Raw genomic sequence first — 25,161 nt, forward strand, 5'->3', positions numbered from 1 at the left:
ATCGGGGCCGGTGCCTCGACCGTTGCAGGAAACCCGAAGTGGCGTCCACCACGTCGGAGGAAGATCGTCGCGGGCGCGCCGGTTTACGGCACACTGCATGCCATGGCGTCCTCTGTGAGCAGGAGATCCGTTCTTCGCGCGGCGGGCGTCACCGCCGCCGGAACCGCGGCGACGTTCACCCTTTCGGGTGCATCTAGCGGGGCGGAGGCCCCGGTTTTCGCGCACGGGGTGGCCTCGGGCGATCCGATGCCCGATTCGGTCCTTCTCTGGACCCGTGTCACGCCCTCGCCCGACGCGATTCCGGGATCCGGAAAAGGGGCGGCGGCGGACGTCCGGTGGGAGATGGCCGAAGACGCCGGATTCGCGCGCGTCGTCGCTCGCGGTCACGTCCGGACGGGGCCGGAACGCGACCATACGGTGAAGGTGACGGCGGGCGGGCTGTGCGCGTCGACGGAGTATTGGTACCGCTTCACGTCTCAGGGGCAGGTCTCGCCGTCCGGGCGGACACGCACCGCGCCTTCGCACGAAGAGGACGTCGCGAGCCTGCGGTTCGGCGTGGTCTCGTGCGCCAACTGGGCTGTCGGTCACTTCGCCCCCTACGGCTATTTGGCCGACCGTGACGACCTCGACGCCTTCATTCACCTGGGTGACTACCTCTACGAAGGGAATCCCAACCCTGCGGGTGATCTTCGGCCTTCGGTACCGCCCAACGAGTTGATCACCCTGGGGCACTACCGGCAACGCCACGCGATGTACAAGACCGACGAGCACCTCCGGCGGCTGCACGCCCGGCACCCGATGGTCGCGACCTGGGACGACCACGAGGCCGCGGACAACGCCTGGTCCGGCGGGTCGCCGTCACACGACCCGGCGACCGAAGGAAGCTGGCACGACCGGATGCGGGCCGCGCACCAGGCGTACTTCGAATGGATGCCGGTGCGCCATCGCGGCGACCGGCTGTACCGGCGGCTGAAGTTCGGGCTGCTGGCCGACCTCACCATGCTGGACCTGCGGACGTACCGGACCCGGCAGCCCGGCGCGGCTTCGGTGGAGGGAACCATCCTCGGCGCCGAGCAACGGCGGTGGTTCCTGGACGGCCTCGCGCGCGGGACCGCGTCCTGGAACCTGATCGGGAACTCGGTGATGGTCACGCCGATCAAGATCCCCGCGCTGCCCACCCGTGAACGGCTCGCGCTCGACGACCTGCTCACCGACCAGCCGACCACGGTCAACACCGACCAATGGGACGGCTACACCGCCGACCGCCGCCGGGTCCTCGACACCATCGCCGCACAGGGCCGGGGCAACACGGTGTTCCTGACCGGCGACGTCCACTCGTCGTGGGCGAACGACGTGCCGCGGGACGGGACGAGCGTCGCCGTGGAGTTCGTGTGCCCGTCGGTCACCTCGGACAACATCGACGAGCAACTCGGCGTCCCGCCACGGACCGGCTCGCTGAAGGTGGAAGCCGCGATCCGCGCGCTGAACCCGCACGTGCGGTTCGTCGAGCTCGACTCGCACGGCCCCGGCGTCCTCGAAGTGACCCCGGAAGCCGTCCGGATGAACTGGTACTACGTCGCCGACCGCCGCGACCCGGCGACCGCCGTGACGTTCGCGCACGCCTTCCGGGCGGTGGCCGGGGAGCCCCGGGTGCGCCCTGCGGACGGCTGAACGGGCGCCGATATACTGGCCGTGCCCGGGCTGCCCTGGGCACGGCCGCTATAGCTCAGCTGGTAGAGCATCTGTCTTGTAAACAGAAGGTCAGGGGTTCGAGCCCCCTTGGCGGCTCAAGATCAAACCTCTCCCTGACCAGTCAATTCCGGTTCAGGCAAGTCCTCTTGCGTGTCATGAAGTGGATCTTGGTCCACGGTTTGGTCCACCGGCCTTGCTAGCCTGAGATGCGTGGTGACCACGGGTTCGATCGAGGGCGGGCGACAGCGCGGCAGCATTCGCCGCCATCGTGACTCCTTCCAGGTGCGAGTGTCCGCAGGGAAAGACCCCGCGACGGGGGAGCGGATCGTTCTCACGGAATCGGTGTCGATCGAGAGGCCGGGAAACGAGCGGTCCGAGCGTGCAGCACTGAAGGAAGCTGAGAAGGTCCGGACGCGGCTCCAGCATGAAGCGGACTCCTTGAAGGTCGCTCGGACAAGGTCGACCTTCGGTGCATTCCTTGATCAGTGCTTCCGCAGGCGGAGATCGATCCCACGACCCGCATGAACTACGAGTGGATGATTCGGGATCACATTCGTCCTGTGCTCGGCGATCTTCCGTTGGTCCTGCTCATGCGAGACGCGCCCGAGCGCCTGGAGAAGTTCTACGCGGACCTGCGGCGCTGCCGACAGCGTTGCGACGGGAAGCCGTTCGTCGAGCATCGAGTCGCCGGAAAGCACGAATGTCGAGTCGTGATGAAACATCGGCGGAGAGCTGGGCGACCGACTGCCGATGAACTGGCTAACCACGACTGCGTATCGACAGGCTGCGAAGTGGTTGAGTGCCAGCCACATGTGTGCAAGCCCTACTCGACCTCCTCGATTCGCTCGATCCACGGAGTCATTAGCGGTGCGCTAAGTGCCGCAGTGCGTTGGAAGCGGATCCCGTACAACCCGGCGCCGAGTGTTCGCTTGCCCACCAAACGAAAATCGCAACCTCGCCCGCCGTCGAGTCAGGAGATGGCCCGAATCATCGAAGCTGCGCACGAGGTCAGCCTTGAGTGGGGGACGTATGCCTGGCTGTCCGCAGTGACCGGTGCTCGCCGCGGCGAGGTTGCAGCGCTTCAGTGGGAAGACGTCGACCTCGACGCAGCGGTCGTGACCCTCGATGAGAACTACGTCCGAGGGCCGGACGGGATGATCCTCAAGGACACCAAGACTCACCAGGGAGACGAGTCTCGCTCGACCCTGAGACCGTGCGCTTGCTCGAACAGCTTAGGGCGGCGACGATTCGGCAGCTGGCGAGCCTGGGGCTCGCGCTGAGTGGTGAAACCTGGGTCTTCTCGGCGCAACCCGACTTCAGCAAGCCCCGGGACCCCAGTTCGCTAACTCGCCGGTATGGCCTTCTCGTCGGGAAGCTCGGCGTGAAGACACAGCTCAAGGAACTCCGTCACTGCTCAGCGACCCAGCTGCTTACCGCCGGCGTGGACCTTCGGACAGTAGCCGGTCGACTCGGACATGGGGACGGCAGCACCACGCTTCGGCACTACGCGGCGTGGGTCGGAGCTGCCGACAAAGCCGCAGCGGAAACGATCGGTAGCACGATGCCGAAGCTCCGGCGGTCCGGGTCCACATCCGACAACTAGGGCTTACAGAACGACTGCCGCCAAGGCCTTGTCGTCGCTGACCTTCGCTCGCGGGAGTGCGCGGCCGTTCGGGTCGTCTCGTTTCTCCCAAGCGGCGCAGATGTCAAGCAAGTTCCCCAGCTCAGCTTCACTTCCGTGTGCCAAGTGTGCCCAGTTCGCGAGTCCTAAGTGGAGCATTGGACTATAAGCTCCGTCGGTCGCGAGGACCGCCCACGAGATTTCCTTCCGTGGAACGGTCTCCACCATTGCCTCAAACGCGGCATCTGGGTCTGCCTCAGCTATCCAGTACCCGCCCGGGCGATTCCGCCGCTTCCGCTGCTCGCGTTGCAACGCCGCGAGCAACTCGCGTTGCCGAGAGTCGTAGCCGTAGCCCGCTGCCACTCTTTCGCGGTACGCCTGGTGCTCAGGAATCCCAAGCTTCGACATTCGAGTGTCGGCCAGCATGCTGACCTCATCGCTGTCCGCACCGTAGTAAATCGCACTGTCGCCCAAGCAGAGCAGGTCAATATGCCTTTCGCGGGCGCGGAGCAAGCTGACCGTGCTGGACGGCGAGTTGCCCGGGTGAAGTCCGAGTCTGTTTGCGGTGTCTCGGATCGCACCAGCGACGACCGTTCTCAGGTCGACGTCCTGCTCCTGCTCGAGGCGGGTTTTAATGGCCGCTGCGAGGTGGTCGACGTAGAGACCAGTCGATACGTCAACGGGTTCGAACGCGCTGGCTCCGTCGAGAACGAGCGCCATGTTCTCACTCGCCGCGACTCGGTCCTGGCTTTCCGAGGAGCGCGGCGTCTGGGCTGTAACCGTCCGCATCCGCGTCACCACCTGTAGGGGCCTGCAACAAGTTCGCTCGATGTAACCGTTGTGTCGCTTGAAAAGCCGCACTTGACGATCATGCTGAACGAGACGTCACCTTGCTTCGTGAACAGGTCTCTCACGTTCGTTTGCAGGTAGTGCAGTACACCACTGGAGCCAACCGCGGTGATGCCCGCAACGTGGATCACTACGCGATCTTCCTCGCGGCGGCGCGCGAAGTAGCCGAACTCTTCGTCGCGAGGAGGCTCTTGGAGCCGAGGTGAGAAGTAGCGTTCGCCCGAGTCGTGATCGTCGGTCCGCCAGCGTTCTTTCTCACGTGTGAAGCCAAGGGGTTGCGTCCGTGCGTGCCTGTCGCCCACCTCCACAAGGGCTATTCAAGCCTGTCAAGGGGGCACACCGCACACACGCTCACCACCGCAGGAAAGCGCCCCCCTTGACAGACTTGATCGGGCTCACGCCAGGTCGACGAGATGGACGAAGAGGCCCCCACTTGTAGGTAGAGGAGCTAACAACCACGCAACAGGGCGGTTCGAACCTGGCCGCGTGATCGTTCGCTCCTATCTGTTGCTTGCACAGGACTGACCGAGGAAGGTGTGCTGTTGTGTGAACCGCCGGGTGGAGTTTGCAGCTCCACCCGGCAGCGCAGGGTGTTACTTGAGGTAGTGCTGCACGATCGGGCTGATCAAGGGAATGAGCACGATGAGCAGCTTCAGGTACTGCGTTTGAAGCTCGACGAGGTTGCGTCGGCCAGGGCCGTTACCCCTGGTTCGGCGCTCCTTTCGTCTTGCCGGGTGTTTGGGCACTACTGAACTCCAGTTGGAGCCAGGCCTCTGGTTGAGGCCGTCGGTGCTCCGGCGTTACCGGTCACGTCGGAGCGAGAGGCAACCGCACGGTGAGCTTGTGGCTCTCGAACGGCTGGTCGACATGTTGGAGCGTTCGGCTGGACCGGCGCAATTTCGCCTGGGGGCCATCCTGTGGACAACCCTGTGGAAAACCCCTCTTTTGAGGGTGAAACAGGCCCCGTGCACGGGGCCGACTTTCCTCGGCGAAGAAAACAGCTGGTCAACGAGCCGTCGGCCTGTGGAGAACTTTCTCCAAGTCAAACCGGCGTGTCGGGCAATACGACCTCTTCGGCGTGTCGTGGATACGCGGCCTAATCGCTTGGCGTAGCCGTATATGTGCTTTGCGCTACTGCGGTAGGGCCGCGGCCTCAGAGCGTCCGAGAATGACCCAGTGCTAGGTTACGACCTCGCGATGTCACGGCTGGCTCTCTATGGCGGAGGTCAGACCTCGGCGGCGCTTCATCAACTTGTGGAGCAGGTTTTCGGCCCACGCGCTCCGTGATATGGAAGACGTATCGCCTCGGAAGGGCTGGTCGCTGCCGGTGTAACATCTGCAGAGCTGGCTCACGTTTTTCCTGTGGCCGGAGCTTCACTGCTGACCTCGGACCCTAATCCAGCGCATTTGCCACTCTTTGATGTCCGTCTCGTTGATGTAGATGGCCCTCAGGATGCGTTCGACGATTTCCCATCGAGGCAGCCTGAGAGCTCTGCTGTTCACGATGCTACTGAGAGTGCCCATTGACACTCCTGAACGGCTGTTGATCACTTGGTAGGAGTATTGATTTTCTATGATCAGTGCTCCTAGATCGCGAATAAAAATCGCTCTCTCGATGCCACCGTCGCTCGCTGAAAGAGTGTCGTTGCTTCCGCGCGGGTTTTGCCAAGTTACTCCGGCGTGTTGTAGCTCGTCCCATGTAACGCCGGAACTGGCCCCTGCTCGTGTTTCGCCTGGGCGGATTGGTTTCTCCAGTAGTTGACGAGCAGTACTAAGCACGTTCTCAAGAGCTGTTCGTTTCGCTGCCCACTCGACTTGGTCCCCGTTCCACTGCTTGACGATCGCGGCGAGCACGTCGCGGCTTGGCACGCGTTTGCCTGAAAGGGCCGCATAGACGGTTGTGCGGTGGATGCCCTCCCGAGTAGCGATGTCGTCCGGCGTGGGCGCGGTCGGCCCATGGCGGTCTCGCATGGCTCTGAGTTCGAGCGCGAAGACCGCCAGCGGACCGTCGTCGGGGCTGAGCGGACGAGGTCGGCGAGGCATCAAACCTCCTTTGTAGCGCACTAGATGAACATAGTAGCGCGATGTAGCGCCCAGTTTGAACACTGGTATCAGGCTCTGGTTCTGTGAGAGCACGGTGCCGAGGGCGTCTCGGATCGACCGACCAAAGGAGCAACTGCAATGACAGCGGCGAATGGGACCGGCGACCCCGGTGGCGCGAACAGCGATGAGCGACTTCCGCTCAGGTGGGCGGTCATTCTCACGATCGCGGTCGGGGCGGGACTCCTCGCGGGGTTCCTCGGTGGGCCGCTGGCCGGCCTTGGCGTGGGGATCGCTGTCTGTGGTCTGCTGACCCAAATCCTGGGGCACTGACCTCGAATAGTTGATCAATGGGAGTCACGGTGGGTGCGAACCTCAGTCGGAAGCATCCAGACAAGCCAGTCCAGACACGCCCTGGTTCAGGTCAACCAGCGGTAGACGCCTCAGATGTCGTCGACCAGCACTTTTGCAAGGCGACGTTAGTGGGTTGCGACAGGGTTTTACGCATCGGGGGGGTGGTCTTCCAAAACAGGGAGATTGGATAGTTCGTCAGTTAGCAGGGCTAGCAGATCGTTTGAATTATCAAGTGCTTGGAGATAAACATCAGGGCGCTGCTCGGCGAGTGGGCGTCGGATCGCAACGGCTTCGGTGATGGCCTCGAGCGCGTCTTTGGGTCGCTCTAAGGCGCCGAGCGTTATCGCGAGGTTGGTGAGGCTCTCAGCGAGATCGGGTAGGAAGGCGTCGGGGCGCTGCTTGGCCAGTTGGCGTCGGATCGCGACGGCTTCGGTGATGGCCTCGAGCACGTCTTCCAGGCGTTCCAACTCAAACAGGAAATTTGTGAGGTTGGTGAGGCTTACAGCGAGGTCTGGGAGGAAGGCGTCGGGGCGCTGCTTAGCCAGTTGACGCTGGATCGTGATGGCTTCGGTGATGGCCTCGAGCGCGTCTTCGGGTCGCTCTAGGGCGCCCAGCGTTATCGCGAGGTTGTTCAGGCTCGCAGCGAGGTTAGGGAGGAAGGCGTCGGGACGCTGCTCGGCGAGTTGGCGTCGGATCGTGATGGCTTCGGTGATGGCCTCGAGCGCGTCTTCGGGTCGCTCTAGGGCGCCCAGTGGGCTCGCGAGGTTGTTTAGGCTGGTGGCGAGATCGGGTAGGAAGGCGTCGGGGCGCTGGTTGGCCAGTTGGCGTCGGATCGCAACGGCTTCGGTGATCGATGTGAGCGCCTCTTCTGGGCGCCGCAGCCCATACTGGGCATTTGCGAGGTTGTTTAGGCTGGTGGCGAGATCGGGTAGGAAGGCGTCGGGGCGCTGCTTGGCCAGTTGGCGCTTGATCGTCACGGCTTCGGTGATGCTCTCGAGCGAGTCTTCCAGGCGTCCTAGGCTGTTCTGGGCGCGCGCGAGGTTGTTCAGGCCCGCAGCGAGGCCCGGCAGGAAGGTATCGGGGCGCTGCTCGGCGAGTTGGCGTCGGATCGTGATGGCTTCGGTGATGGCCTCGAGCGCGTCTTCGGGGCGCCCCAAGGCACTCAGCCGAACCGCCATGTTATTCAGGCTGGTGGCAAGGCCTGGGAGGAAGGCGTTGGGACGCTGCTCGGTCAGTCGGCGGTGAAGTGTGACAGCCTCAACGTTGACCTCGAGCGAGTCTTCCAGTCGCCCCAGGGCGCCCAGTCGTACCGCGAAGATGTACAGGCTGGTGGCGAGATCGGGTAGGAAGGTATCGGGGCGCTGCTCGGCGAGTTGGCGTCGGATCGCGACGGCTTCGGTGATGGCCTTGAGCGCGTCTTCGAGCCGCCCCACGGCACCCAACCGCACCGCGAGAGCAGTCAAGCGTTGAGCCAGACGAGCACTGCCAAGAATCGGGTCGTTCGCAGGGATGCTCCGCTGACGGTCAACCAATATTTCGCCGACCGCGACAGCGGCTTCGGCGAGAATCTGACTCTGCTGTGGAAAGGCCCGTCCCATACGCTCTAACAGTGAGGTATGCACGCCGTCTGTAGCGGCGACCTGGTTGATAGCTCGCACCAGCGGCAACGGTTTTTCAACTCGTGTCGCGACGATGATCGCTGCCACGGCGAGTTTGTCTGCCTGCTGAACACACAACCGTGTCACCCTGTCGCCGACCCGACTGCCGAATACGGTGTGTGCTGCTGCCCGCGTGCAAACCGTCAGCAATCGCCCAGCATCCTCGGCCCCAGCCTGCGCTGCTAGCCGTGTCACCACACCGCTACGTCCAGCCTCTAAGATTGATTGGCCGACCAGCCGCTCAGCTAGTCGGTCCGGCATCAACCCTTCGAACGCGCCGTCGTCACCAGGGGGGTACACGCTCAACAGCCATGCGCTGGCGGCGTTCTGCCGGTCCACTGGCTGATCGGCCAGCCCCGGAACCCGCGCTACCACATTGCCTACATCGTCAAGAGAGCACGGTCCAAGCACTGCGGCGGCGATCACAAGGTCGGTCAATGTCGCCAATGTCAGGCCCGGCAGAAGCCCCTGGGCCGTCGCCGTAGATTTCCAGTACCCGCGTTCATGAATCAGCACCCGATCCTCAAGTCCAGACTCAACGTCACGATCAGAGGAAGTGGAGGTCGCTCCGTCAAGCAGGTCTGCCAAGGCAGTCATCTGGACTGCCAGTACCGTCGAGGCGACACCAGTCGGCTCAGGCAGCGCGGCGGCGATCTCAAACCACGGCTGGTCGGATAGGCCTTGCATTGTGCGCAGCGCTGTCGTAAACGCGGACACCGCCGCCTGGTAAGTCAGGGTGCATGCCTGCGGTGTCGTATCCAGCGCAGGCAGCGATTGACGCCGGGTCAGCTCTGCGATGTCGCGGACGATATCACCGCCGGTCGCGATTACTTCGTCCCACCACGCGCCCGCGGTCCGGGCTAATAACAACACTTTCACCGTGACAGCAGGACTGACTCGGGCTAAGGCGGTGAACAGGGCGGTAAGCTGCTCAGCGCGGTTCTCCGCGTAGTCCACCACGACCAACGTCGCAGACGACAGCGCCGCCAGCACTCCAATACTTGTGGCATCCGCCGCAGAATTCAACCAGATCGTCGTCCAAGCCTGGTCCTCGTCTCGTAGTCGGTTAGCGAACTCGTGCGCGAGGCGCGTCTTGCCTTGACCTCCCTGGCCATACAGCAACCACATCCCAATGCCCGGCCCCTTTGCCCACGCATGCAACTCACTCAAGACCTCGTCCCGGCCGCGGAACGGCAGCACCGCACGGTGAGCCGTCAGCAACGCCGCCGGCGAACGGACCGGTTCTCCTGCCGACAGGCGGCTTCTGCCATCGGAGAGGAGCTGGAGTTCGATGGCCTCACATCGCAGCGCATCTCCACCACCGTCGGCTAACACCGACACGAACGTCTTGTCGTGGAGCAGGACGTAGGCTGGCACCGCCTCCAATGCCGCGTGTCGACGGTGAGCGGGGTCGACCGCGACGACTCCGGCGAGCAGGTCGCCGCAGAACACCGCCGCGCCAGACATCCCCGCCCACGGCGAGTCGCCCTCGGGTGGGAACTGGTCGAGTTCGATCAGGTATCGGTCGGCGACGATACTGCTGCCCGGGTTGAGGGAGCCGGTGATCTGGCTTATGTCGGTTGGTCGGCCGTCGCGTTGGGCGATCCGTGGTCTGCCCCAGGCGCGGCAAGCGATCCCGGGTCGGTAGGTGACGGTGCGCCCCCACATGATCGGTGTGTCGGGTAGTGGTGTCCACGCTGGGTCATCAATGAGCACTAGCGCGGCGTCGTCTCGCCCTGCCGGGGTTCCGCACCACACCGGGCGTGCAGTGACGGTGCCGGGCACGCCGGGCCGAAACACTGTGACCGACGCTTCGAGGCCGGTCACGACGTGCGCCGAGGTCAATACAAGCCGCGGCGCGATGACGTAGCCGGAGCCGTCACCCCCCAGGCCGGACACGGCCACAACCCGCTCTCGCTCCACCCGTCAAGTCCCTCCCGTGAACTGTCGCCCGTCAGCGGCCGATGTGCCCGGTCACGTCCCCAGGACCGTCCTTGCCAGCAGCTCTATTTGACACGATCATGTCGCCACCGCCGGGTTTGCGCGGGTTCAGTGTCACAGTGACCTTGTGCTTGGTCGTGTGAGACGCACTAGCCTCGGCGTCGGCGGACACCACCCACGCCTTGAATCCGGCCTTGGCCTTGCCGTCCTTGCGCAACTCCACGGCGAATTCCAGCTCGATCGGTCCCACCGCGAACTCCACCTCGGCCGTCGTGGCGCGATCGGCAGCGTCCAGCAGTTCGTCCCGTAGGGCCGCGACGGCGTCCCCCAATTCGATGTTCATGACCACAGTGTCGTCCCGGCAGTTCGGCCCGCTACACCGACCTCACGGGAGGTACTCCGGACGGAGCTCGCGCAGTCCGCCGGCATCCGCGCCCGCGTCCAGCGCGAGGGCGTCCGCGTCGTCATCGGCCAGGCCCGCTTCGACGACGAAGAGGCCGGGCTCGCTACGCACAAGGTCGCCGTCACCGCCCCCGACGGCTCGACCGAGGTGCTCGACGCCGACGTCGTCCTCATCTCCACCGGCGCCACCCCGCGCGTGCTGCCCGGCGCCGTGTCGGACGGCGAGCGCATCCTCGACTGGCGCCAGCCAGCGCTGCCCCACAGACAGCCGACGCGGGCTATCGCGTTGATCTTGGTCCACGTTCCGGTCCACGAACTGCTGCTCAGCTACACTGATCACGCCCATTTCGCCGCCTCTGATGTCCAACAAAACCCAGGTCGCCACCGATCTGTAGGTCGGCGCTGGAACTTGTAAACAGAAGGTCAGGGGTTCGAGCCCCCTTGGCGGCTCACTTTTACGCTTTATGCCCGCCGCGGTGGGTGAAAGCGTTTCGCAGCTCCGTGGCCGCGAAACGCTTCAGCTCCGTGACCAGCTGAAGGACGGCCGGCGAAGCGTCACTGCGATACAGCGCGGTGATGACCCGGGATCCGGGGTCCATGATGACGTCGCAGACGCGGACGTTCGATGCCGGATTCTGGCGCAGGGCGAGCGACGAGACCACAGCCGCGCCCAGGCCATGTGAGACGAGCGCGATCAGGGTCGACGCGGAACCGGCGCCGATGTCATGGGCGTCGAGCTCCACCCCGTACTGGCGGCACAGCCGCTCCAACTCGTCCCGTGTCGCGCTGCCCGACGATGTCGTGACCCACGGGCGTGCCAGCAAAGCCGCCGGGCCGGTGTCAGCGGTCCAGGTCCCGGGAATGACGACCTGGAACGGATCGCGCACCAGATCGATTTCCGTGAGGCCCGGCGCGCGAGCGACGCCGTCGGCTTTGGCGCGTTCGCTGAGCAGGACGTCGATGTGTCCTTCGATGAGTTTGGGGACACCTTCGCTGTCGGTGAGTTCGTAGATGCAGGGATCCATGCTCGAATCGGCGGCCGCCATCCTCATCGCCACGGGAGCGACGAGTTCGCTGAGCACGACGGAGACACCTCCGACTTTCAGGGGGCCGGTAGCTCCTTCCCGGAACTGCTGAAGCCCCCGCTCGGCTGCCGCCAAGGCCTCGGCGAGGCGCTCGGCATGCTCGGCGAGCGCCTTGCCCGCCGGCGTGAGCTGGACGGACCGCCCACCACCTCGGCGATCCCGGTCGATCAGCGCTAGTCCGGCCTCTGCCTCGAGCTTTCCCAGATGCTGGGAGATACCGGACGGTGTCAGGTGGAGCGCGCGAGCAGCGGCCAGCACGCTGCCCGTGCGTTTGACCGCACGCAGCAGCAATAAGCGGCGGGGGTCAAGGGGCATGCACGAATTCTAACTCAATGCGGTACGACAAGTAACTTTCCAACAGATCGAGCCTTCGGAAGACTTGGCGTATGACTCGATCAGTGAAGCTCCATCGAGAATCATCGACCGAGCTGTGCAGAGTCGCGCGTGACGCCCTTTTCCTGGCTGCCAGAGGCGGTGCGTGTGATCGGCGGGGGTACGACGCATATCAGATGCTCGGCACTCTCCGTCAAGTCGTTGCCGCACTTGAAACCGCCCTCGATGCTTTTTCGCGAACGCTTCGGGAAGAGACTCGAGCCGGCGAGATCGCGGTGGTCGAAGGACCGTTCCTCGGCGATACCGCCGGAGCTGTCGCGACAGCGGATCTCTGGATCGGAAGCGCGCGAGACGCTCTCGGGGGCGCCACCACGAACGCGATCGACAATGCTCACATCGCCATCTCCGGTATGGCGCAGCCGAACAACGGCAGGCCGCATGGCTCTCCGCGGTGAGGCCTGCGGCATGCCTGAAAACAGGAAATCGGGAAACTTCGCCGACGAAAAACAGGCCTTGATTCGCGCTTGTCGCAGCAGTGCGAGCACAGAGGAGCAGGTCCCTTGGGTACCCATCTGGTGAACCGCTGCTTCGAGCCTGAGCCGAAGGCTCGAGTAGGTTTTCTTCTACTGGACACCGACCATGGTTCGGACCGCGAAATTCTCTCTTTGGTGCCCGATGAGGTCCAGGTCGGTATCAGTCGTGTACCGAACTATGAGAACATGACCTCGGCCGAGTATGAGCGTGAAATCGCCCGGTCCGCGAACATGATCTACCCGGATTCGCCGGTCGACGCTTTCGGCTACGCGTGCAGCTCGGGTAGCTTCGGCGCGGTCGGCGACCGTATCGAGGCGGGGTATGTGACCTCCGGGCGAGCTCCGATGGTCGATACGCGGGAGGCCATTTTCGCGGCCTTGGACACTCTGGCGCCGACCGGCATCGCCTTGCTGACCCCGTATGTCGAGGAATTACACGAGATTGTTCGAAAGCAACTCGGTGCACGCGGATTCGACGTGGCTCTCAGCTGCGCGCTGGCGGTCGAATCGAATGATATGATCGCGCGTATCTCCCAAGAGGCACTCCTTGATATCGCAGGGGCGATGCTGAAGGACGATCGAGTCGATTCACTTCTCGTCTGCTGCAATGCGCTCAGGATAGTGTCATTGATCGACCGGTTGGAAGAAGAATACGGTAAGCCGGTGGTTGCGAGCAATCAAGCGTTGGTTTGGCGGGTCCTCCGGCGAGCCGGCTGTCGCAGCGAAGTCGAGAACGGTGGAATTCTGCTGCGCGCCTGATTTCCATCGGAGTGTCGCGGGCGAACGCCACGAAGGTCTTGGTGGGTCCAAATCAAAAGACGGTTGGTTGGCAGATGAACTTAGGGCAGATGCTGGGTGTGGCCGCCGCCGGGTTGGGCGCCGGCGTGCTCAACACAGTCGTAGGTTCCGGGACACTGTTGACGTTTCCCGTTCTGCTCGCGGTCGGCGTTCCACCGGTCCAGGCCAACATCGCCAACAACATCGGACTCGCGCCCGGCTCGATCAGTGGAGCGATAAGCTATCGGTCAGAGCTGTCCGGCCCTCGTTGGAGGGTGATCGCGTGTTGTACGGCGGCGGCCGCGGGGGGAGCGATGGGAGCGTGGCTCCTGCTCTTTCTGCCTGCTCGCACGTTCGAGGCGATCGTCCCCGTGCTGATCCTGCTGGCCGTCTTGCTGCTGGCCATACAACCGCTGGTTTCGAGGTGGTCGCGGAGAGAGCGGGATTCGCGACATGGACAGGTTCCGCGCAGAGAAATCCTGCTCATCGTCTCGGTGCTCTTGGCAAGCCTCTATGGAGGTTACTTCGGGGCCGCGCAGGGTGTCATACTGATCGCGGTCATGTCGTTGCTGATCAAGCAGCGACTGCAATCCATCAACGCGTTGAAGAACGTTCTGCAGGGCGTCGACAACGGGGTTTCAGCGTTGATCTTGACTTTCGCGTCGCACGTCGACTGGTTGATAGTCGGGCTGCTCGCGACCGGCTCGGTGGTTGGCGGAAAAGTCGGCGCGCTGGTCGGGCGAAGGGTGCCTGACCTCTGGTTCAGAGTCGTTATCGTCATTGTCGGGGTACTCGGTTTGGTCGTGTTCATCCGTGGATGAGAAGGAGGACCATCCCATGCTGGATTGGCTGCGGCGCCGGCGGTCGGAGCTGACTGTGACAGGGAATGACCCGGATTCCACCGATTACGAAGGAACCGTCATCGTCGATAGCGACGGTGACGCGGTCAGACTGCGATGGATCATTGATCACGGTTGCCGCCGAGAGACCCTGTTCGGTGTAGGAATCGAGCAGAACGGAAACCTCTGCGTCGCGCGTAGCCGTTCTGTGGACAGTGCCGACCTGTCGACCTATCCGGGTGTTGTCAACTATGACATCCAGACCAAGGGGCGCCTGCCTGCCATCTGGTACCGCCCGGACCTCGACGGAGAGTTGGGTGGCGGACTGTCCACCGACGGGCCCACGGATCGGATCTGCGGTCTCTACCGGGCCGACTACGGGGCGAACGGCACGGAATTCCCGACCCTCACCAAGGAGATCACCGACCGTCACGGGCGTCTGCACATCCGATGGCTCCAAGGTGATCAGGTGGAGTACGGCGGGCTCGGCTTCGTTTGGGGCGGCCACAACCTGGTCGCCGCCTGGTCGCAACCGCCGAGAGATGACTTGGACGTCATGCTCTGTTCGAAGGCGGACGAGGGAGTCGTCGACGTCACGTGGTTCGGTCTCTCCACTGAGGCGACGGGGGCCACGGAGACCTGGCAGGCGCGCTAGTCGCGCTTCTTCCGATTCGGGCGAAGCCAATCTCGTATGCGTGACCGTAAGGCATGAAACTTTTCTGTCGGAATGGGAAGAAAGCGACAGATCGGCAACTTCGGCATGCTCGCCGTCGGCAACGAGGCGGCAAGTCGTCTTCGATCGATACGCAAACCGCACCATGCCGGGCTCCGAGATTCGGTTTTCGATGCCACGCCCTCTGGTCGATAGCTGAATTAATGGGCTTGATCCGGTCGATCGGGACTTCGATCCCGATCACTGGGAGTTCTTTACAGAAACGGTCGGCAGTGCTAATCTTTCTCACATTGTGGAGCCGTGATCCATGGTCCGCGATCTGATGACAAGCCTGGCGCGTCCCCGGTGTTCAAGTCGCTTTGAGGACGGCCGTCACTTTGCTGCTGATTCCATTGCCGCCATGTGTCCACTTCCGTGAGGCGTCACAGAGGGGAAGAGGCTATGCGTATCTTCGAAGAGATGTCCCGGTTCGATCTGATCAGGAAAAAATCGCACTGGCAGGTCTCGGGTCTGGGCGTGGTGCAGTCGGAAGTCGACTATGACCCTGCCTTGTTGCGGACGGTTTTGGACAAAGCTCGGCGAATCAAGGACGAGATGAGCAGGAAGGAGCATCTCAACCTCCGCTTCATCCGGGAGGCCCACGTGGTGATACCCGAGATCCTCGAACTGGTGCATTACCCGGGGCGACTCGATCGGCTCAGTCGGCAGGCGGGTACCGAGCTCGAGCCGTACCCGGTATCGGTGATCAGCGCGACCATAACCTTCATGGGAGCCGACCCGGACGACGGTACGGCCGCCTGGCACGCGGACGGGGTGCCCGTCACCGAGATCGTTCCGCTGATCATGGACGACGTGGTGGGTGGCGAGCTGCAGATCTACCGAGGTGACTATGAAGCCGGGTTCGTTCTGCTGGACGAACAGGGAACCTTGCCCGAGCGTGACGTGATCACCGTTCCGCATCGGATGGGGGCGAGCACCCTGGCGCAACTGATGCGCGTCCTTCATCGAACCGCCCCTATCGAAAGGGGCTATCGGGTCAGCCTCAACATGAACCTGCGCGCCCGTGACCGGCCCTATATCGATGACAACCCACTGTATTACCTGGCCGCGGACAACCCCGACTTCAAGTGGATCGACCAATATGTCTCGGATGTGCGCTCGCGGCAGGTTCCCGCCTATCTGGCGTCGCAACGATACGAGAAGGCATGAAGAGGCCGTCCGCAGGGAAGGTACACGATGACCGAAACGCAAGCGGAGTTCAATCAGGCCAAGAAGAATTTCGATGAAGAATACGTGTCCGAAGACCCTCATGCCTACTATGCCGCAATGCGAAAAGTCAACTACCAGATCCCGCAGAACGCGAATCATTTTCTGGTCCGCGTCATGGACGAGATTCGCACTGCTCGCCGCTTGAGCGAGGTGTCGGTTCTGGACATCGGATGCTCGTATGGTGTGAACGCGGCGCTCCTGAAGTACGAGCTCACCCTGGATGTCCTCTATGAATATTATGCGGGGGATCGTCGGGGTTCGTCGGCTCAGGATGATCGAAAATTCTTCTCGCGCTTTCAGGAGCGTCCCGGCGTGCGGGTTCATGGTATCGACATCTCCAGGCAGGCGATCGATTACGCACGCGAAGTACGGTTATTGGACTCGGCTATCGCCGTCAATCTCGAAGAAGACAGCGTTCCTGTGAATATTCTGCAAACGCTGCCGAAGGTCGACCTCATCATTTCCACGGGGTGCATCGGGTATGTCACGCACCGGACCTTTGCTCGCGTTCTCGACCATCTCGCGCCGGCCGAACCGCCATGGATCGCTGTCACGGCTTTGCGCACTCTGGACTTCGCTGTCTTTGAAGAACACTTCGAGCGTTATGGGCTGTTCACCGAGCGCCTGGCCGGACCGCTCAGGCAACGCGAGATCGCGAACGGACGCGAGCGGGCCGCCGCGCTCGCCGCTACCGACGCACGCTGTGAACGAAATCCGACACCTGAGGAACTGGGGTTCCTCGCCGCCGACTTGTACCTGTCGCTACCGGGGGCGGACGCCGCGCGGCGCGAGATCATCCACGGGGCACCCGGATTCGTCGTTCGATGACCGCTCCGCCGATCGCCGAGACCAGGACGTCCGCCGGTCGCACGTGAGCCGGCACTCGGAGGACGACGTCGCGGGCACGGGACTGTCTGGACGTAACCGATGTAGGTCTTCGATCTGATTGAGCATTGGTCACATCCGCCGCCTCGGCACGGCGAACGCCGCACCGCTGCCGGAAAAGGGCGGATCATCGGTCAGGCGTTCTGGGCCGCCGCTTCCCGCGCCGGCCGGATCCGGCTCAGTTGCAGGAGGCTGAACCCGAACAGCAGGACACCGAGCGGGACGTGGACCGCGGTGACGTGCGCGAGCCCGAGGAACACCTGTGCCAGCGTGAGCCCGAGGAACACGGCCGCCGGCAGGATCGGCTTGGGGGAGCCGCCGCCCGGCCGCCACACGAGGATCGCGGTGAGCACGTGCAGCGTCACGACGATGAACAGCGTGTAGGACGTGGCGCTGTGCAGCGCGTGGCCGCTCGGCACGGTCAGCAGGAGACCGGCGGAGATCGGGGTGAGGAAGACGGCCAGGGTCTGCACGGCGATCGCGACGCGCAACGGGGTCGGCATGGGAACTCCTTCGGGTGGAAGTCACCACTCGACGAGGTAGCCACCGGAAACGTGACAGGACGGCTTCACCCGAGCCCGGATTTGTAGACGCCTTGACATGCAGCCGCTCGGCTGCCTAACCTGCAAAGGCAGCCGTGAGGCTGCCTATCAGGGAGAGCGGCAATGGACGAGGTCTTCAAGGCATTGGCGGACCCCAGCCGTCGCCGGTTGCTGGACGACCTGAACGCCCGCAACGGGCAGACCCTGCGTGAGCTGTGCGCGGGGCTGGACATGGCGCGGCAGTCGGTCAGCAAGCATCTGGGCGTGCTGGAGGCGGCCAATCTGGTGACCACGGTGCGTCGTGGCCGCGAGAAGTTGCACTACGTGAACGCGGAGCCGATCAACGCGATCGCCGAGCGCTGGATCGACCGCTACCACCAGGGCCGCGTCGACGCGCTCGCCGACCTCAAGAAGGCATTGGAGCAGGAACCCATGAGCACCGACGAATTCGTGTACACCAGCTACATCAGGACGACGCCGGAGCGGCTTTGGCGGGCACTCACCGATCCGGTCTTCACCAAGCGGTACTGGGGTTGTGAGTTCACTTCGGATTGGAAGCCCGGGTCGACGATGGCCTGGGAGCAACTCGGCGTGAAGCTGGAGGACCCCGAACAGGTCATCCTCGAATCCGACCCGTACCGGCGGCTGTCCTACACGTGGCACACCTTCACGCCGGAGTTCGCGAAGTCGGTGGGCCTCGAAGACGACGTGTCGGCGAAACTCCAGGCCGAATCGCGGTCGAAGGTCACCTTCGATCTCGAACCCGTCGGTGACACGGTGAAACTGACCGTGGTGCACGACGGTTTCGACCCGGGCAGCACCGCGCTGGAGATGGTCAAGGGCGGCTGGCCGTCGATCCTGTCCAGCCTCAAGACGCTGCTCGAGACCGGTGAGCCGCTGCCCGGCCCCGCGTAACCCGGTCGACGTCGCCGGGGTGATCGGGCACGATGCGCAGCGTGCCCCTGGAGATCGCCTGCGACGAGTCCGGGTCCGAGGGCGAGAAGCTGATCGGCGGCCAGACCGACGTGTTCGCGCACGCGGGGGTCCGGCTGAGTCTCGACGAGGCCGCCGCCTGCCTGGTCGAGCTGCGGCGAAGGATCCGTTCGCCGGCGGTCGAGTACAAGGCGAACCACCTTCTGCGGACGAAGCACCGGCGGGTCCTCGAGTGGTTCCTCGGGCCGCTCGGTCCGGTCCACGGGCGGGCCCACGTGTACCTCGTGGACAAGAAGCGGCTGCTGGCGAACGAACTCCACGCGCTCGCCGGTCCGGACATCCGGCCGGACGACGAACTCCTTGCCGCGTTCAACGACGTGCTGCGGGCCAGGAATCGCCGGGATCCGGCGACGGGGTCGTTCTTCGCGATGGCCGGGGACACCGCGGAATTGAGGGCGAAGGTCGCCGAAGCACGTGACGCCAAGGTCCTCGATCCGCTGGTGCCCGCGATCCTCCGCGCCGTCGAGTACTGGAGCGAAGGCGGGGAGCAGGTTTTTCTCGTCCACGACGAACAACCGTCGCTCAAAGGGGACCGGCTCGCCCGGATCGAATCGAGTCCGGGATTGGCCGGGGTGAAGTTCGTGGATTCACGGACGGATCCGCGGGTGCAGGCCGCCGATTTCCTGGTCGGCGTCGCCCGCCGGATCGCCGAAGACGCATTGAACGGGAACGGCGACCGGATCTTGACCGGATTGCTCGCGCCGTATGTCGATTCGGCGTCCCTCTGGTCCTGATTCACTCCATGGCACACCGAATCGCTCGGGTGGACGGTTGCCCGGTGCGGCCGCGGGCTGGAAACGTCGGAACGGTTCCGACACCGGCCCGGGAGGCACTCGCAGATGCAGGCTTTCACCTTGCCCGAGTTCTACGTGCCGCATCCGGCCAGCATGAATCCGCACCTCGAAGCGGCGCGGACGCACAGTATGGCCTGGGCGAGGCGAATGGGGATGCTCGATTCACCGTCGCCGTCCGGCGAGGTCGTCTGGACCGAAGAGGCACTGGCGAAAATGGACTACGCGCTACTCTGCGCGCACACCCATCCGGACTGTGACGGGCCGTCCCTCGATCTGGTCACGGACTGGTACGTGTGGGTGTTCTTCTTCGACGACGATTTCCTCGCGCAATTCAAGTACACGCGGGACATCGAGGGCGCGAAGGCTTATCTGGACCGCCTGGAACTGTTCATGACCGGGCCGGGGGAAACGTCGCCGGAGCCGGGAAATCCCGCCGAAGCCGGGCTCGAAGACCTTTGGGCGCGCACCATTCCCTCGATGTCGGAGGCGTGGCGACGGCGTTTCGTCACCAGCACGCACAACCTGATGGTCGAATCGCTCTGGGAACTGGACAACATCGACCGCGGCCGGATCGCGAACCCCATCGAATACATCCAGATGCGCCGCCGGGTCGGCGGCGCGCCGTGGTCGGCGAACCTCATCGAATACGCCGTCGGCGCCGAAGTACCGGACCGGATCGCGGCGACCAGGCCGATGGAGGTTCTGCGCGACACGTTCGCCGACGCCGTCCACCTGCGCAACGATCTCTTTTCCTACCAACGTGAAGTGCGGGAAGAGGGGGAGAACTCCAATGCGGTCCTCGTCTTCGAGAAGTTCCTCGATTGCCCGACGCAGGAGGCCGCCGACCTCACCAACGACCTGCTGACCTCGCGGCTGCAGCAGTTCGAGAACACCGCGCTCGTCGAGGTTCCCGCGCTGCTGGCCGAACGCGACGTCTCGCTGTCCGAGCAGATCGCGGTCGGCCTTTACGTCAAGGGCCTGCAGGATTGGCAGTCCGGCGGGCACGAATGGCACGCGCGGTCGAGCCGGTACATGAACGAGGGCGTGACCGAGCCGACGGGGCTCTCGCCGAACCGGCTGGGGCTCGTCCAGCGGGTGCGGCAGCAGGCGCCCCCGCCGTTCGCGAAGGTCGGACACCTGCCCCTGCCGGAATTCCGCATGCCGTACCCCGTGCGCACCAGCCCCCACCTCGCCGCCGCCCGCGAGTACGCGCCGGGCTGGGCGCGGGAGATGGGGATGTTCGAGGAAGGCGGGATCTGGGACGAGCGCCGTATGCGCGGCATCGACCTGCCGCACTGCGCCGCGATGATCCACGCGGACTCGGATCTCGATCAGCTCAAGCTGTCGTCGGACTGGCTGACCTGGGGAACCTACGGCGACGACTACTTTCCGCTCGTCTTCGGGATGAGAAGGGACCCCGTCGCCGCGAAACTGTGCAATGACCGGCTTTCCCTGTTCATGCCGCTCGACGGCGAGCCGGTGCCGAAGCCGTCGAACTCGGTCGAGCGTGGCCTCGAGGACCTGTGGAACCGCACCGCCGGACCGCTGACCCCGCCCGCGCGGGCGGAGTTCCGGCAGGCGATCGAGAGGATGACCGCGAGCTGGGTCTGGGAAGTCGCGAACCAGGCGCAGAACCGGGTCCCCGACCCGGTCGACTACGTGGAGATGCGGCGGCGGACGTTCGGTTCGGACCTGACGAAGAGCCTCGCCCGGCTCCGGCTCGGCGAGGTCGTGCCGCCGGAGATCTACCAGAACCGGGTGCTGTTCGAACTCGACACCGCGGCCCAGGACTACGCGGCTTTCGCCAACGATCTCTTTTCCTATCAGAAGGAGATCGAGTACGAGGGCGAGGTGCACAACCTCGTCCATGTCGTCGAACGTTTCCTGGATGTCGGCCGGATCGAGGCCCGTGACATCGCGGCCCGGCTGATGAACGCGCGGATGGACCAGTTCGAGCAGCTCGCCGACGAGGGGCTGCCGCGGATGTGCGACGACCTCGGGCTCGACGACGACGTCCGCGCGGTGCTGACCCGATACGCGGACAACATGAAGGACTGGATGGCCGGAATCCTGGAATGGCACCGGAAATGCGTGCGGTACACGCCGGAGGAGCTGGAGCGCCTCAGCACTCCCGAACCGCCGCCGACGTTCTCGCTCGTGCCGAGCGGGATCGGTATGTCGGCCTGGCGGATCGGGAGTGGGGCGCGGTAGGTGCTCGCCGCGGCCTGGGCATGTCGCGAAAGCCACTTTCGCGACGTCTGATGTCCCGAAAGTGGCTTTCGCGGCAGGAAGACCAACAGAGCAGAGGTGAAGGGCCCTTTCCCCGCATCCGATGCGGGGAAAGGCCCCCAACGCCAGGTCCCTAGAACGCGGTGAGGACGATCCGCGCGGTCCGCGGGTCGCCGTCGTGCACCAGCGACTCGAAGTGCCCGACGTCGTCGAAGGCGAATCCGTACGCCTTCCCGTCGACCATCTGCTCGTGCACGATCCGCGAGTAGTGGTCGGTCACGGGCTGCTTGTAGAACTGGCCCGCGTCGTAGGTCGGCTGCGTGTGCAGGGTGCCGAGGGTCGAGCGGTGCAGCGCCGCGCACAGTGTCCGCGCGATCGGGCCGACGACCTGGTCGTTCGGCGCGTGCAGCCGTCCGTCGCAGTTGAAGACGTCACGGGTGCTCGGCTTGCTGAACGACGCCACCGTGGCGCCCGAGGTGTCGGTGAAGCGCAGGACGTCGTCCCCGCCGGTCCGGCCGGTGAACTTCTTGCCGGGTTCGGCCTCGAAGGGGACCACGGTCAGCGGTGTCGACTTGTAGGCGTTCCAGGCGCTCGTGACGTAGCCGTCGAGGTAGGTCCCGCTGAACTTGCCGGTGTCGAGGCCCTTGCCCGGCGCGAGGACCCGCAGCCGGTCGCGCACCAGGTTCGAGAAACCGGACTGCCCCTGGACGGCGTTGAAGATGGCTTCGCGGCCACCCGCCTTGAGGCGCCCGGCCTCCTTGTCCGCTCCCGCCCCGTTGGTGAGCCCGACGGCGTGCGGCACGCTGAACATGTCGACCTGCGAGCTGTTGATGAACAGCCCGCCGTTGTCGTAGGTGAATTCGCTCCAGTCGAACAGGATGTCGCGGTTCGGGTCGCCGTCGGCCCACGGCGCCGGCTGCACCAGCCCGTCCGGGGTCAGGAAGAACTTGATCTTCTGCCCGAACGACATGTAGACGCGGCCGGAGAGCATCCGCGGGATCCGCAGCGTGGTCGAGCCGCCGTTGCCGGGGCCCGCGATCGAGACGTCCGGAGCTGGGCTCGGCGGGTTCGCGCCCGCGGGCCACGGGGTGAAGGTGCCGCCGGCGTCGACGTAGCCGAGTTTCCCGGTATTGAGGTTCGTGCCGAGCACGTAGAGGTGGACCGCGTCGGAGCGGTTCGAATTGTTGGTCACGGTCAGCGGCAGCGGATCGGGGCCGTCGGCGACCGCGGTGGGTGCCGAAAGCGCCGATACTCCGGTGACCAGGGGGAGGGCGACCGCCAACGCGGTCAAGACGCGCCGGATCTTCTTGCGGATGCGCACAGTTCACTCCTCGGCGGAATCCCGCCGCGGAGCGTGGACGCGCCGCGGCGGTGCTTGCGGATGTCGGCCGGGGGCGCGTTCCCGGCCTGGGCGTGACCTTGGCGAGGGGTCTCAGCACGGGAAGTTACGTCGCCGGACGCGGAGATGTCCAGACCACTGGTGGGAATCTGTCCGGTTTTCCGCCGGGCCGGACAATTTGTCGCGGGCCTTTCGTTGATTGAGGTGGCCGGATTCGTCGACTACCGTGGGTCGGGTTCCGTCCTGGACCCCGGCGGCCGGGTTTTCTCATCCGTGGGGAGCGGGACATGAGCGACGAGTTTGCGATGCGAAGAACCGGCGGCGGTGAGACGTGGATTTCCCCTGCCTGCTGGGACGGCCTCGCCAAGGCCGCGGTGGACGGCGAGCCGCACGCCATGGACGACCTCATGGCCGCCCTCATGTCGTGGGCGCGGCAGTACGCCGAGACCCGCCTCGGCGGCCATGAGCTGACCTATCTCGAACCGGCCGACGTCGCGCAGGAGATCTGCCTCGCGGTCTTCGTCGCGGTCCCCGGATACGGCCGCCGCGGCGGCTCTTTCCTGTTCCTCCTGCGCGCCATCGCGGCGAACAAGGTCGCCGACGTCTTCCGGAAGGCCGCGCGGAGCAAACAGGTGCTGACCGGCGAGCTCCCCGAACGTCCGGCCGGGGCAGCGGAGGAACCCGAGCAACGCGCCCTGCGGACCGACCTCGGCCTCCGGCTCGGCAGGCTGATGCGGACGCTGCCGATGTCGCACCGGGAGGTGCTGGGAATGCGGGTGATCGGCGAGCTGACCTCGAACGAGACCGCGGCGGCGCTCGGGACGACGTCGTCACGCGTGCGGGTGACGAAACACCGCGCGATCAGCAGGCTGCGCGCCTGCGCTCAGCGCCAGGACGCCTTGAGCTGAATGCGGATCAACAGCCGGACGAACGGGTTCTCCCGTTTGGCCCGGGTTTCGAGAATGCGAACGCACATGGCCCCTCCAGAGCTCGCGGACGAGTGCCGTTGCCGGGGGCCGGGACAAGCGGTCTCGGATTCCACCCTAGGCGCGGACCGGTGAGCCGGTACCGGCCGAACGGACCATTGGGACCGAGTGATTCGTCACTGAAAGAGTGAAGAATGGCGCCGGTGCGGACAAAGTCGGTCGACGCCGGACTCATCGGCGGAGGTGGTGCGCGGCGGTATGCTCGGCGTCGTAACCGATGTGACCAGTTCGGAGGCGTCACTCCGATGGCCGATATTCGCGCCGGAGGCGATTGACCGGAGCGTGAAATCGATCATCGCGGTGCCGATTCAGGCCGGTGCGATCAAAGTGGGCGTTGTCGACTGCTATCGCGAATTCGCCGGGGCCCCGGCGACGGTGGGCCGGGGCAGGCCGGAATGATCGATCGCGTATTCACCGGCCGTCGCGACCGGGTGCGTCAGGCCGCGGGCATGGTGTCGGTCCAGCTCGGCATCGGGCTCGCGGACGCGCTTGCGCCTACGCCGACGACCGGAAGCTCGACGAGGTGGCCATGGACGTGGTGCTTCGCCGGGCCACGTTCCGGCCCGGGCCTTGACGGACGTGAGCCTAAGGAGACAGCGGAGACGATGACCGACCTGACGGCCGGCTTATGCGAGACCTTCGTCCAGTTGGCGGACACCCTCGTCGACGACTTCGACCTCGTCGAGTTCCTCGATCTGCTCGCGTGCAGATGCGTCGAACTGCTCGGTGTCGGCACCGCCGGGCTGATGCTCGCCGACGCGCGCGGCACCCTCACCATGGTCGCCGCGTCCGACGAAAGGACCCGCCTGCTCGAATTGTTCCAGCTGCGGAACTCGGAGGGTCCGGGCCTGGACTGCTACCGGTGCGCCAAGCCGGTGGACTGCCCGGATCTGGCGCGAGAGGGCGAAAGCTGGCCCAAGTTCTCCCGAGAGGCGGAAAACGCCGGATTCCGTTCTGTGTACGCCTTGCCGATGCGGCTTCGTGAAGAGGTGATCGGTGCGCTGAACCTTTTCGACACCCGCCCCGCGTCGCTCGATGACGACGGTTTGTACTTGGCGCGAGCGCTCGCGGACGTCGCCACGATCGGCATCCTGCATCACCGGACGTGGCAGCGGCAGGAGATCGTCACCGCGCAGCTCCAGACCGCGTTGAACAGCAGGGTGATCATCGAGCAGGCGAAAGGCGTTCTCGCCGAACGGCTCCGGGTTTCGGTGGACGACGCGTTCGGCGTATTGCGCGCCTACTCGCGGAGCAACAATCGCAAGATCCTTTCCGTGGCGAACGGGATCATCGACCGCACAGTGGAAATCCCGCGCTGAACGATACC

23 protein-coding genes, 1 tRNA gene and 1 pseudogene are annotated in these 25,161 nt (G+C 64.7%); 16 read left to right on the top strand and 9 right to left on the bottom strand.

Features of this window, described 5'->3' with window-relative positions; genetic code table 11:
* Positions 1 to 102: 102 nt before the first annotated feature.
* The 3 genes from DMH01_RS38170 (at position 103) to DMH01_RS43765 (ending at position 3,295) form a co-directional block, all read left to right on the top strand.
* Positions 103 to 1,671 (top strand): alkaline phosphatase, encoded by a 1,569-nt coding sequence (locus DMH01_RS38170; protein ID WP_233621842.1) that lies wholly within the window; start codon positions 103 to 105, stop codon positions 1,669 to 1,671.
* Between the two features lie 44 nt (positions 1,672 to 1,715).
* Positions 1,716 to 1,788 (top strand) — tRNA-Thr (locus DMH01_RS38175).
* A gap of 1,117 nt (positions 1,789 to 2,905) precedes the next feature.
* The gene (locus tag DMH01_RS43765; protein WP_125683643.1) at positions 2,906 to 3,295 is read left to right on the top strand and encodes a tyrosine-type recombinase/integrase; all 390 of its coding nucleotides are present in this window, start codon (positions 2,906 to 2,908) and stop codon (positions 3,293 to 3,295) included.
* A 3-nt stretch (positions 3,296 to 3,298) separates the two neighbouring features.
* On the opposite strand, the gene DMH01_RS38185 is transcribed toward DMH01_RS43765, so the two are convergent.
* The 3 genes from DMH01_RS38185 to DMH01_RS38195 all read right to left on the bottom strand — a co-directional run bounded on the left by DMH01_RS38185 (position 3,299) and on the right by DMH01_RS38195 (position 6,268).
* Positions 3,299 to 4,102 (bottom strand): protein phosphatase 2C domain-containing protein, encoded by an 804-nt coding sequence (locus tag DMH01_RS38185; RefSeq protein WP_125683645.1) that lies wholly within the window; start codon positions 4,100 to 4,102, stop codon positions 3,299 to 3,301.
* A 5-nt stretch (positions 4,103 to 4,107) separates the two neighbouring features.
* Positions 4,108 to 4,470, bottom strand: coding sequence for a hypothetical protein (locus tag DMH01_RS38190; RefSeq protein WP_125683647.1), 363 nt, complete (start codon positions 4,468 to 4,470; stop codon positions 4,108 to 4,110).
* Positions 4,471 to 5,536: 1,066 nt separating this feature from the next.
* The gene (locus DMH01_RS38195) at positions 5,537 to 6,268 is read right to left on the bottom strand and encodes a helix-turn-helix transcriptional regulator (protein ID WP_125683649.1); all 732 of its coding nucleotides are present in this window, start codon (positions 6,266 to 6,268) and stop codon (positions 5,537 to 5,539) included.
* A gap of 75 nt (positions 6,269 to 6,343) precedes the next feature.
* Here DMH01_RS38195 and DMH01_RS38200 point away from each other — a divergent pair, with 75 nt between their 5' ends.
* Positions 6,344 to 6,535 carry a hypothetical protein gene (locus tag DMH01_RS38200; RefSeq protein WP_125683651.1) on the top strand — a complete coding sequence of 64 codons (192 nt, stop codon included), beginning with the start codon at positions 6,344 to 6,346 and terminating at the stop codon, positions 6,533 to 6,535.
* Positions 6,536 to 6,702: 167 nt separating this feature from the next.
* Here DMH01_RS38200 and DMH01_RS38205 read toward each other — a convergent pair whose 3' ends face one another.
* Positions 6,703 to 10,137, bottom strand: coding sequence for a tetratricopeptide repeat-containing serine protease family protein (locus DMH01_RS38205; RefSeq protein WP_125683653.1), 3,435 nt, complete (start codon positions 10,135 to 10,137; stop codon positions 6,703 to 6,705).
* A 31-nt stretch (positions 10,138 to 10,168) separates the two neighbouring features.
* On the bottom strand, positions 10,169 to 10,498 hold the full coding sequence (locus DMH01_RS38210) for a trypco2 family protein (RefSeq protein ID WP_125683655.1): 330 nt from the start codon (positions 10,496 to 10,498) through the stop codon (positions 10,169 to 10,171).
* A 66-nt stretch (positions 10,499 to 10,564) separates the two neighbouring features.
* Between DMH01_RS38210 and DMH01_RS38215 the strand changes: the two are divergent.
* A pseudogene (locus tag DMH01_RS38215) lies at positions 10,565 to 10,804 on the top strand (NAD(P)H-quinone dehydrogenase); the annotation flags it as partial.
* A 208-nt stretch (positions 10,805 to 11,012) separates the two neighbouring features.
* On the opposite strand, the gene DMH01_RS38220 reads toward DMH01_RS38215, so the two are convergent.
* Positions 11,013 to 11,957: a LysR family transcriptional regulator gene (locus DMH01_RS38220; RefSeq protein ID WP_125683657.1), complete on the bottom strand. Its 945-nt coding sequence runs from the start codon at positions 11,955 to 11,957 to the stop codon at positions 11,013 to 11,015.
* Positions 11,958 to 12,058: 101 nt separating this feature from the next.
* Positions 12,059 to 12,520, bottom strand: coding sequence for a hypothetical protein (locus DMH01_RS38225; protein WP_125683659.1), 462 nt, complete (start codon positions 12,518 to 12,520; stop codon positions 12,059 to 12,061).
* 15 nt (positions 12,521 to 12,535) lie between these two features.
* Here DMH01_RS38225 and DMH01_RS38230 point away from each other — a divergent pair, with 15 nt between their 5' ends.
* The 5 genes from DMH01_RS38230 to DMH01_RS38250 all read left to right on the top strand — a co-directional run bounded on the left by DMH01_RS38230 (position 12,536) and on the right by DMH01_RS38250 (position 16,894).
* A complete protein-coding gene (locus tag DMH01_RS38230; RefSeq protein WP_125683661.1) occupies positions 12,536 to 13,267 on the top strand; it encodes a hypothetical protein in 732 nt (243 codons plus the stop codon).
* 74 nt (positions 13,268 to 13,341) lie between these two features.
* Positions 13,342 to 14,106, top strand: a complete 765-nt coding sequence (locus DMH01_RS38235; protein ID WP_125683662.1) for a sulfite exporter TauE/SafE family protein — start codon at positions 13,342 to 13,344, stop codon at positions 14,104 to 14,106.
* A 16-nt stretch (positions 14,107 to 14,122) separates the two neighbouring features.
* A complete protein-coding gene (locus DMH01_RS38240) occupies positions 14,123 to 14,779 on the top strand; it encodes a hypothetical protein (RefSeq protein WP_125683664.1) in 657 nt (218 codons plus the stop codon).
* A gap of 459 nt (positions 14,780 to 15,238) precedes the next feature.
* Positions 15,239 to 16,006, top strand: a complete 768-nt coding sequence (locus tag DMH01_RS38245; protein ID WP_125683666.1) for a hypothetical protein — start codon at positions 15,239 to 15,241, stop codon at positions 16,004 to 16,006.
* Positions 16,007 to 16,033: 27 nt separating this feature from the next.
* Positions 16,034 to 16,894 carry a class I SAM-dependent methyltransferase gene (locus DMH01_RS38250; protein WP_125683668.1) on the top strand — a complete coding sequence of 287 codons (861 nt, stop codon included), beginning with the start codon at positions 16,034 to 16,036 and terminating at the stop codon, positions 16,892 to 16,894.
* Between the two features lie 191 nt (positions 16,895 to 17,085).
* Here the strand turns inward: DMH01_RS38250 and DMH01_RS38255 are convergent, their stop codons facing one another.
* Positions 17,086 to 17,454 carry a hypothetical protein gene (locus DMH01_RS38255; protein ID WP_125683670.1) on the bottom strand — a complete coding sequence of 123 codons (369 nt, stop codon included), beginning with the start codon at positions 17,452 to 17,454 and terminating at the stop codon, positions 17,086 to 17,088.
* Between the two features lie 162 nt (positions 17,455 to 17,616).
* On the opposite strand from DMH01_RS38255, the gene DMH01_RS38260 reads away from it, so the two are divergent.
* From DMH01_RS38260 to DMH01_RS38270, 3 genes are all read left to right on the top strand, one after another.
* Positions 17,617 to 18,408 (top strand): metalloregulator ArsR/SmtB family transcription factor, encoded by a 792-nt coding sequence (locus tag DMH01_RS38260; RefSeq protein WP_125683672.1) that lies wholly within the window; start codon positions 17,617 to 17,619, stop codon positions 18,406 to 18,408.
* Between the two features lie 32 nt (positions 18,409 to 18,440).
* Positions 18,441 to 19,220, top strand: coding sequence for a DUF3800 domain-containing protein (locus DMH01_RS38265; RefSeq protein ID WP_125683674.1), 780 nt, complete (start codon positions 18,441 to 18,443; stop codon positions 19,218 to 19,220).
* A 105-nt stretch (positions 19,221 to 19,325) separates the two neighbouring features.
* Positions 19,326 to 21,491 carry a germacradienol/geosmin synthase gene (locus DMH01_RS38270; protein ID WP_125683676.1) on the top strand — a complete coding sequence of 722 codons (2,166 nt, stop codon included), beginning with the start codon at positions 19,326 to 19,328 and terminating at the stop codon, positions 21,489 to 21,491.
* 151 nt (positions 21,492 to 21,642) lie between these two features.
* Here the strand turns inward: DMH01_RS38270 and DMH01_RS38275 are convergent, their stop codons facing one another.
* Positions 21,643 to 22,830, bottom strand: a complete 1,188-nt coding sequence (locus DMH01_RS38275) for a glycoside hydrolase family 64 protein (RefSeq protein WP_125683678.1) — start codon at positions 22,828 to 22,830, stop codon at positions 21,643 to 21,645.
* 305 nt (positions 22,831 to 23,135) lie between these two features.
* On the opposite strand from DMH01_RS38275, the gene DMH01_RS38280 reads away from it, so the two are divergent.
* The 3 genes from DMH01_RS38280 to DMH01_RS38290 all read left to right on the top strand — a co-directional run bounded on the left by DMH01_RS38280 (position 23,136) and on the right by DMH01_RS38290 (position 25,153).
* Entirely contained in the window at positions 23,136 to 23,756 is a 621-nt protein-coding gene (locus tag DMH01_RS38280) for a sigma-70 family RNA polymerase sigma factor (protein WP_125683680.1), read from the top strand.
* A gap of 276 nt (positions 23,757 to 24,032) precedes the next feature.
* Positions 24,033 to 24,233: a hypothetical protein gene (locus tag DMH01_RS43445; RefSeq protein ID WP_233621843.1), complete on the top strand. Its 201-nt coding sequence runs from the start codon at positions 24,033 to 24,035 to the stop codon at positions 24,231 to 24,233.
* A 206-nt stretch (positions 24,234 to 24,439) separates the two neighbouring features.
* Positions 24,440 to 25,153 carry a GAF and ANTAR domain-containing protein gene (locus DMH01_RS38290; RefSeq protein WP_125683682.1) on the top strand — a complete coding sequence of 238 codons (714 nt, stop codon included), beginning with the start codon at positions 24,440 to 24,442 and terminating at the stop codon, positions 25,151 to 25,153.
* Positions 25,154 to 25,161 lie beyond the last annotated feature (8 nt).

Origin of the sequence: Amycolatopsis sp. WAC 04182, from assembly GCF_003947465.1 — a bacterium.
Lineage (GTDB): Bacteria > Actinomycetota > Actinomycetes > Mycobacteriales > Pseudonocardiaceae > Amycolatopsis.

What these genes read in the sequence shown, in the direction of transcription:
- DMH01_RS43445 (WP_233621843.1), top strand. Translation starts at nt 24,033, where the DNA reads ATGCTCGGCGTCGTAACCGATGTGACCAGTTCGGAGGCGTCACTCCGA.
- DMH01_RS38200 (WP_125683651.1), top strand. Translation starts at nt 6,344, where the DNA reads ATGACAGCGGCGAATGGGACCGGCGACCCCGGTGGCGCGAACAGCGAT.
- DMH01_RS38235 (WP_125683662.1), top strand. Translation starts at nt 13,342, where the DNA reads ATGAACTTAGGGCAGATGCTGGGTGTGGCCGCCGCCGGGTTGGGCGCC.
- DMH01_RS38280 (WP_125683680.1), top strand. Translation starts at nt 23,136, where the DNA reads ATGAGCGACGAGTTTGCGATGCGAAGAACCGGCGGCGGTGAGACGTGG.
- DMH01_RS38260 (WP_125683672.1), top strand. Translation starts at nt 17,617, where the DNA reads ATGGACGAGGTCTTCAAGGCATTGGCGGACCCCAGCCGTCGCCGGTTG.
- DMH01_RS38240 (WP_125683664.1), top strand. Translation starts at nt 14,123, where the DNA reads ATGCTGGATTGGCTGCGGCGCCGGCGGTCGGAGCTGACTGTGACAGGG.
- DMH01_RS38185 (WP_125683645.1), bottom strand. Translation starts at nt 4,102, where the DNA reads ATGCGGACGGTTACAGCCCAGACGCCGCGCTCCTCGGAAAGCCAGGAC.
- DMH01_RS38270 (WP_125683676.1), top strand. Translation starts at nt 19,326, where the DNA reads ATGCAGGCTTTCACCTTGCCCGAGTTCTACGTGCCGCATCCGGCCAGC.
- DMH01_RS38220 (WP_125683657.1), bottom strand. Translation starts at nt 11,957, where the DNA reads ATGCCCCTTGACCCCCGCCGCTTATTGCTGCTGCGTGCGGTCAAACGC.
- DMH01_RS38210 (WP_125683655.1), bottom strand. Translation starts at nt 10,498, where the DNA reads ATGAACATCGAATTGGGGGACGCCGTCGCGGCCCTACGGGACGAACTG.
- DMH01_RS38265 (WP_125683674.1), top strand. Translation starts at nt 18,441, where the DNA reads ATGCGCAGCGTGCCCCTGGAGATCGCCTGCGACGAGTCCGGGTCCGAG.
- DMH01_RS38250 (WP_125683668.1), top strand. Translation starts at nt 16,034, where the DNA reads ATGACCGAAACGCAAGCGGAGTTCAATCAGGCCAAGAAGAATTTCGAT.
- DMH01_RS38245 (WP_125683666.1), top strand. Translation starts at nt 15,239, where the DNA reads ATGCGTATCTTCGAAGAGATGTCCCGGTTCGATCTGATCAGGAAAAAA.
- DMH01_RS38170 (WP_233621842.1), top strand. Translation starts at nt 103, where the DNA reads ATGGCGTCCTCTGTGAGCAGGAGATCCGTTCTTCGCGCGGCGGGCGTC.
- DMH01_RS38290 (WP_125683682.1), top strand. Translation starts at nt 24,440, where the DNA reads ATGACCGACCTGACGGCCGGCTTATGCGAGACCTTCGTCCAGTTGGCG.
- DMH01_RS38255 (WP_125683670.1), bottom strand. Translation starts at nt 17,454, where the DNA reads ATGCCGACCCCGTTGCGCGTCGCGATCGCCGTGCAGACCCTGGCCGTC.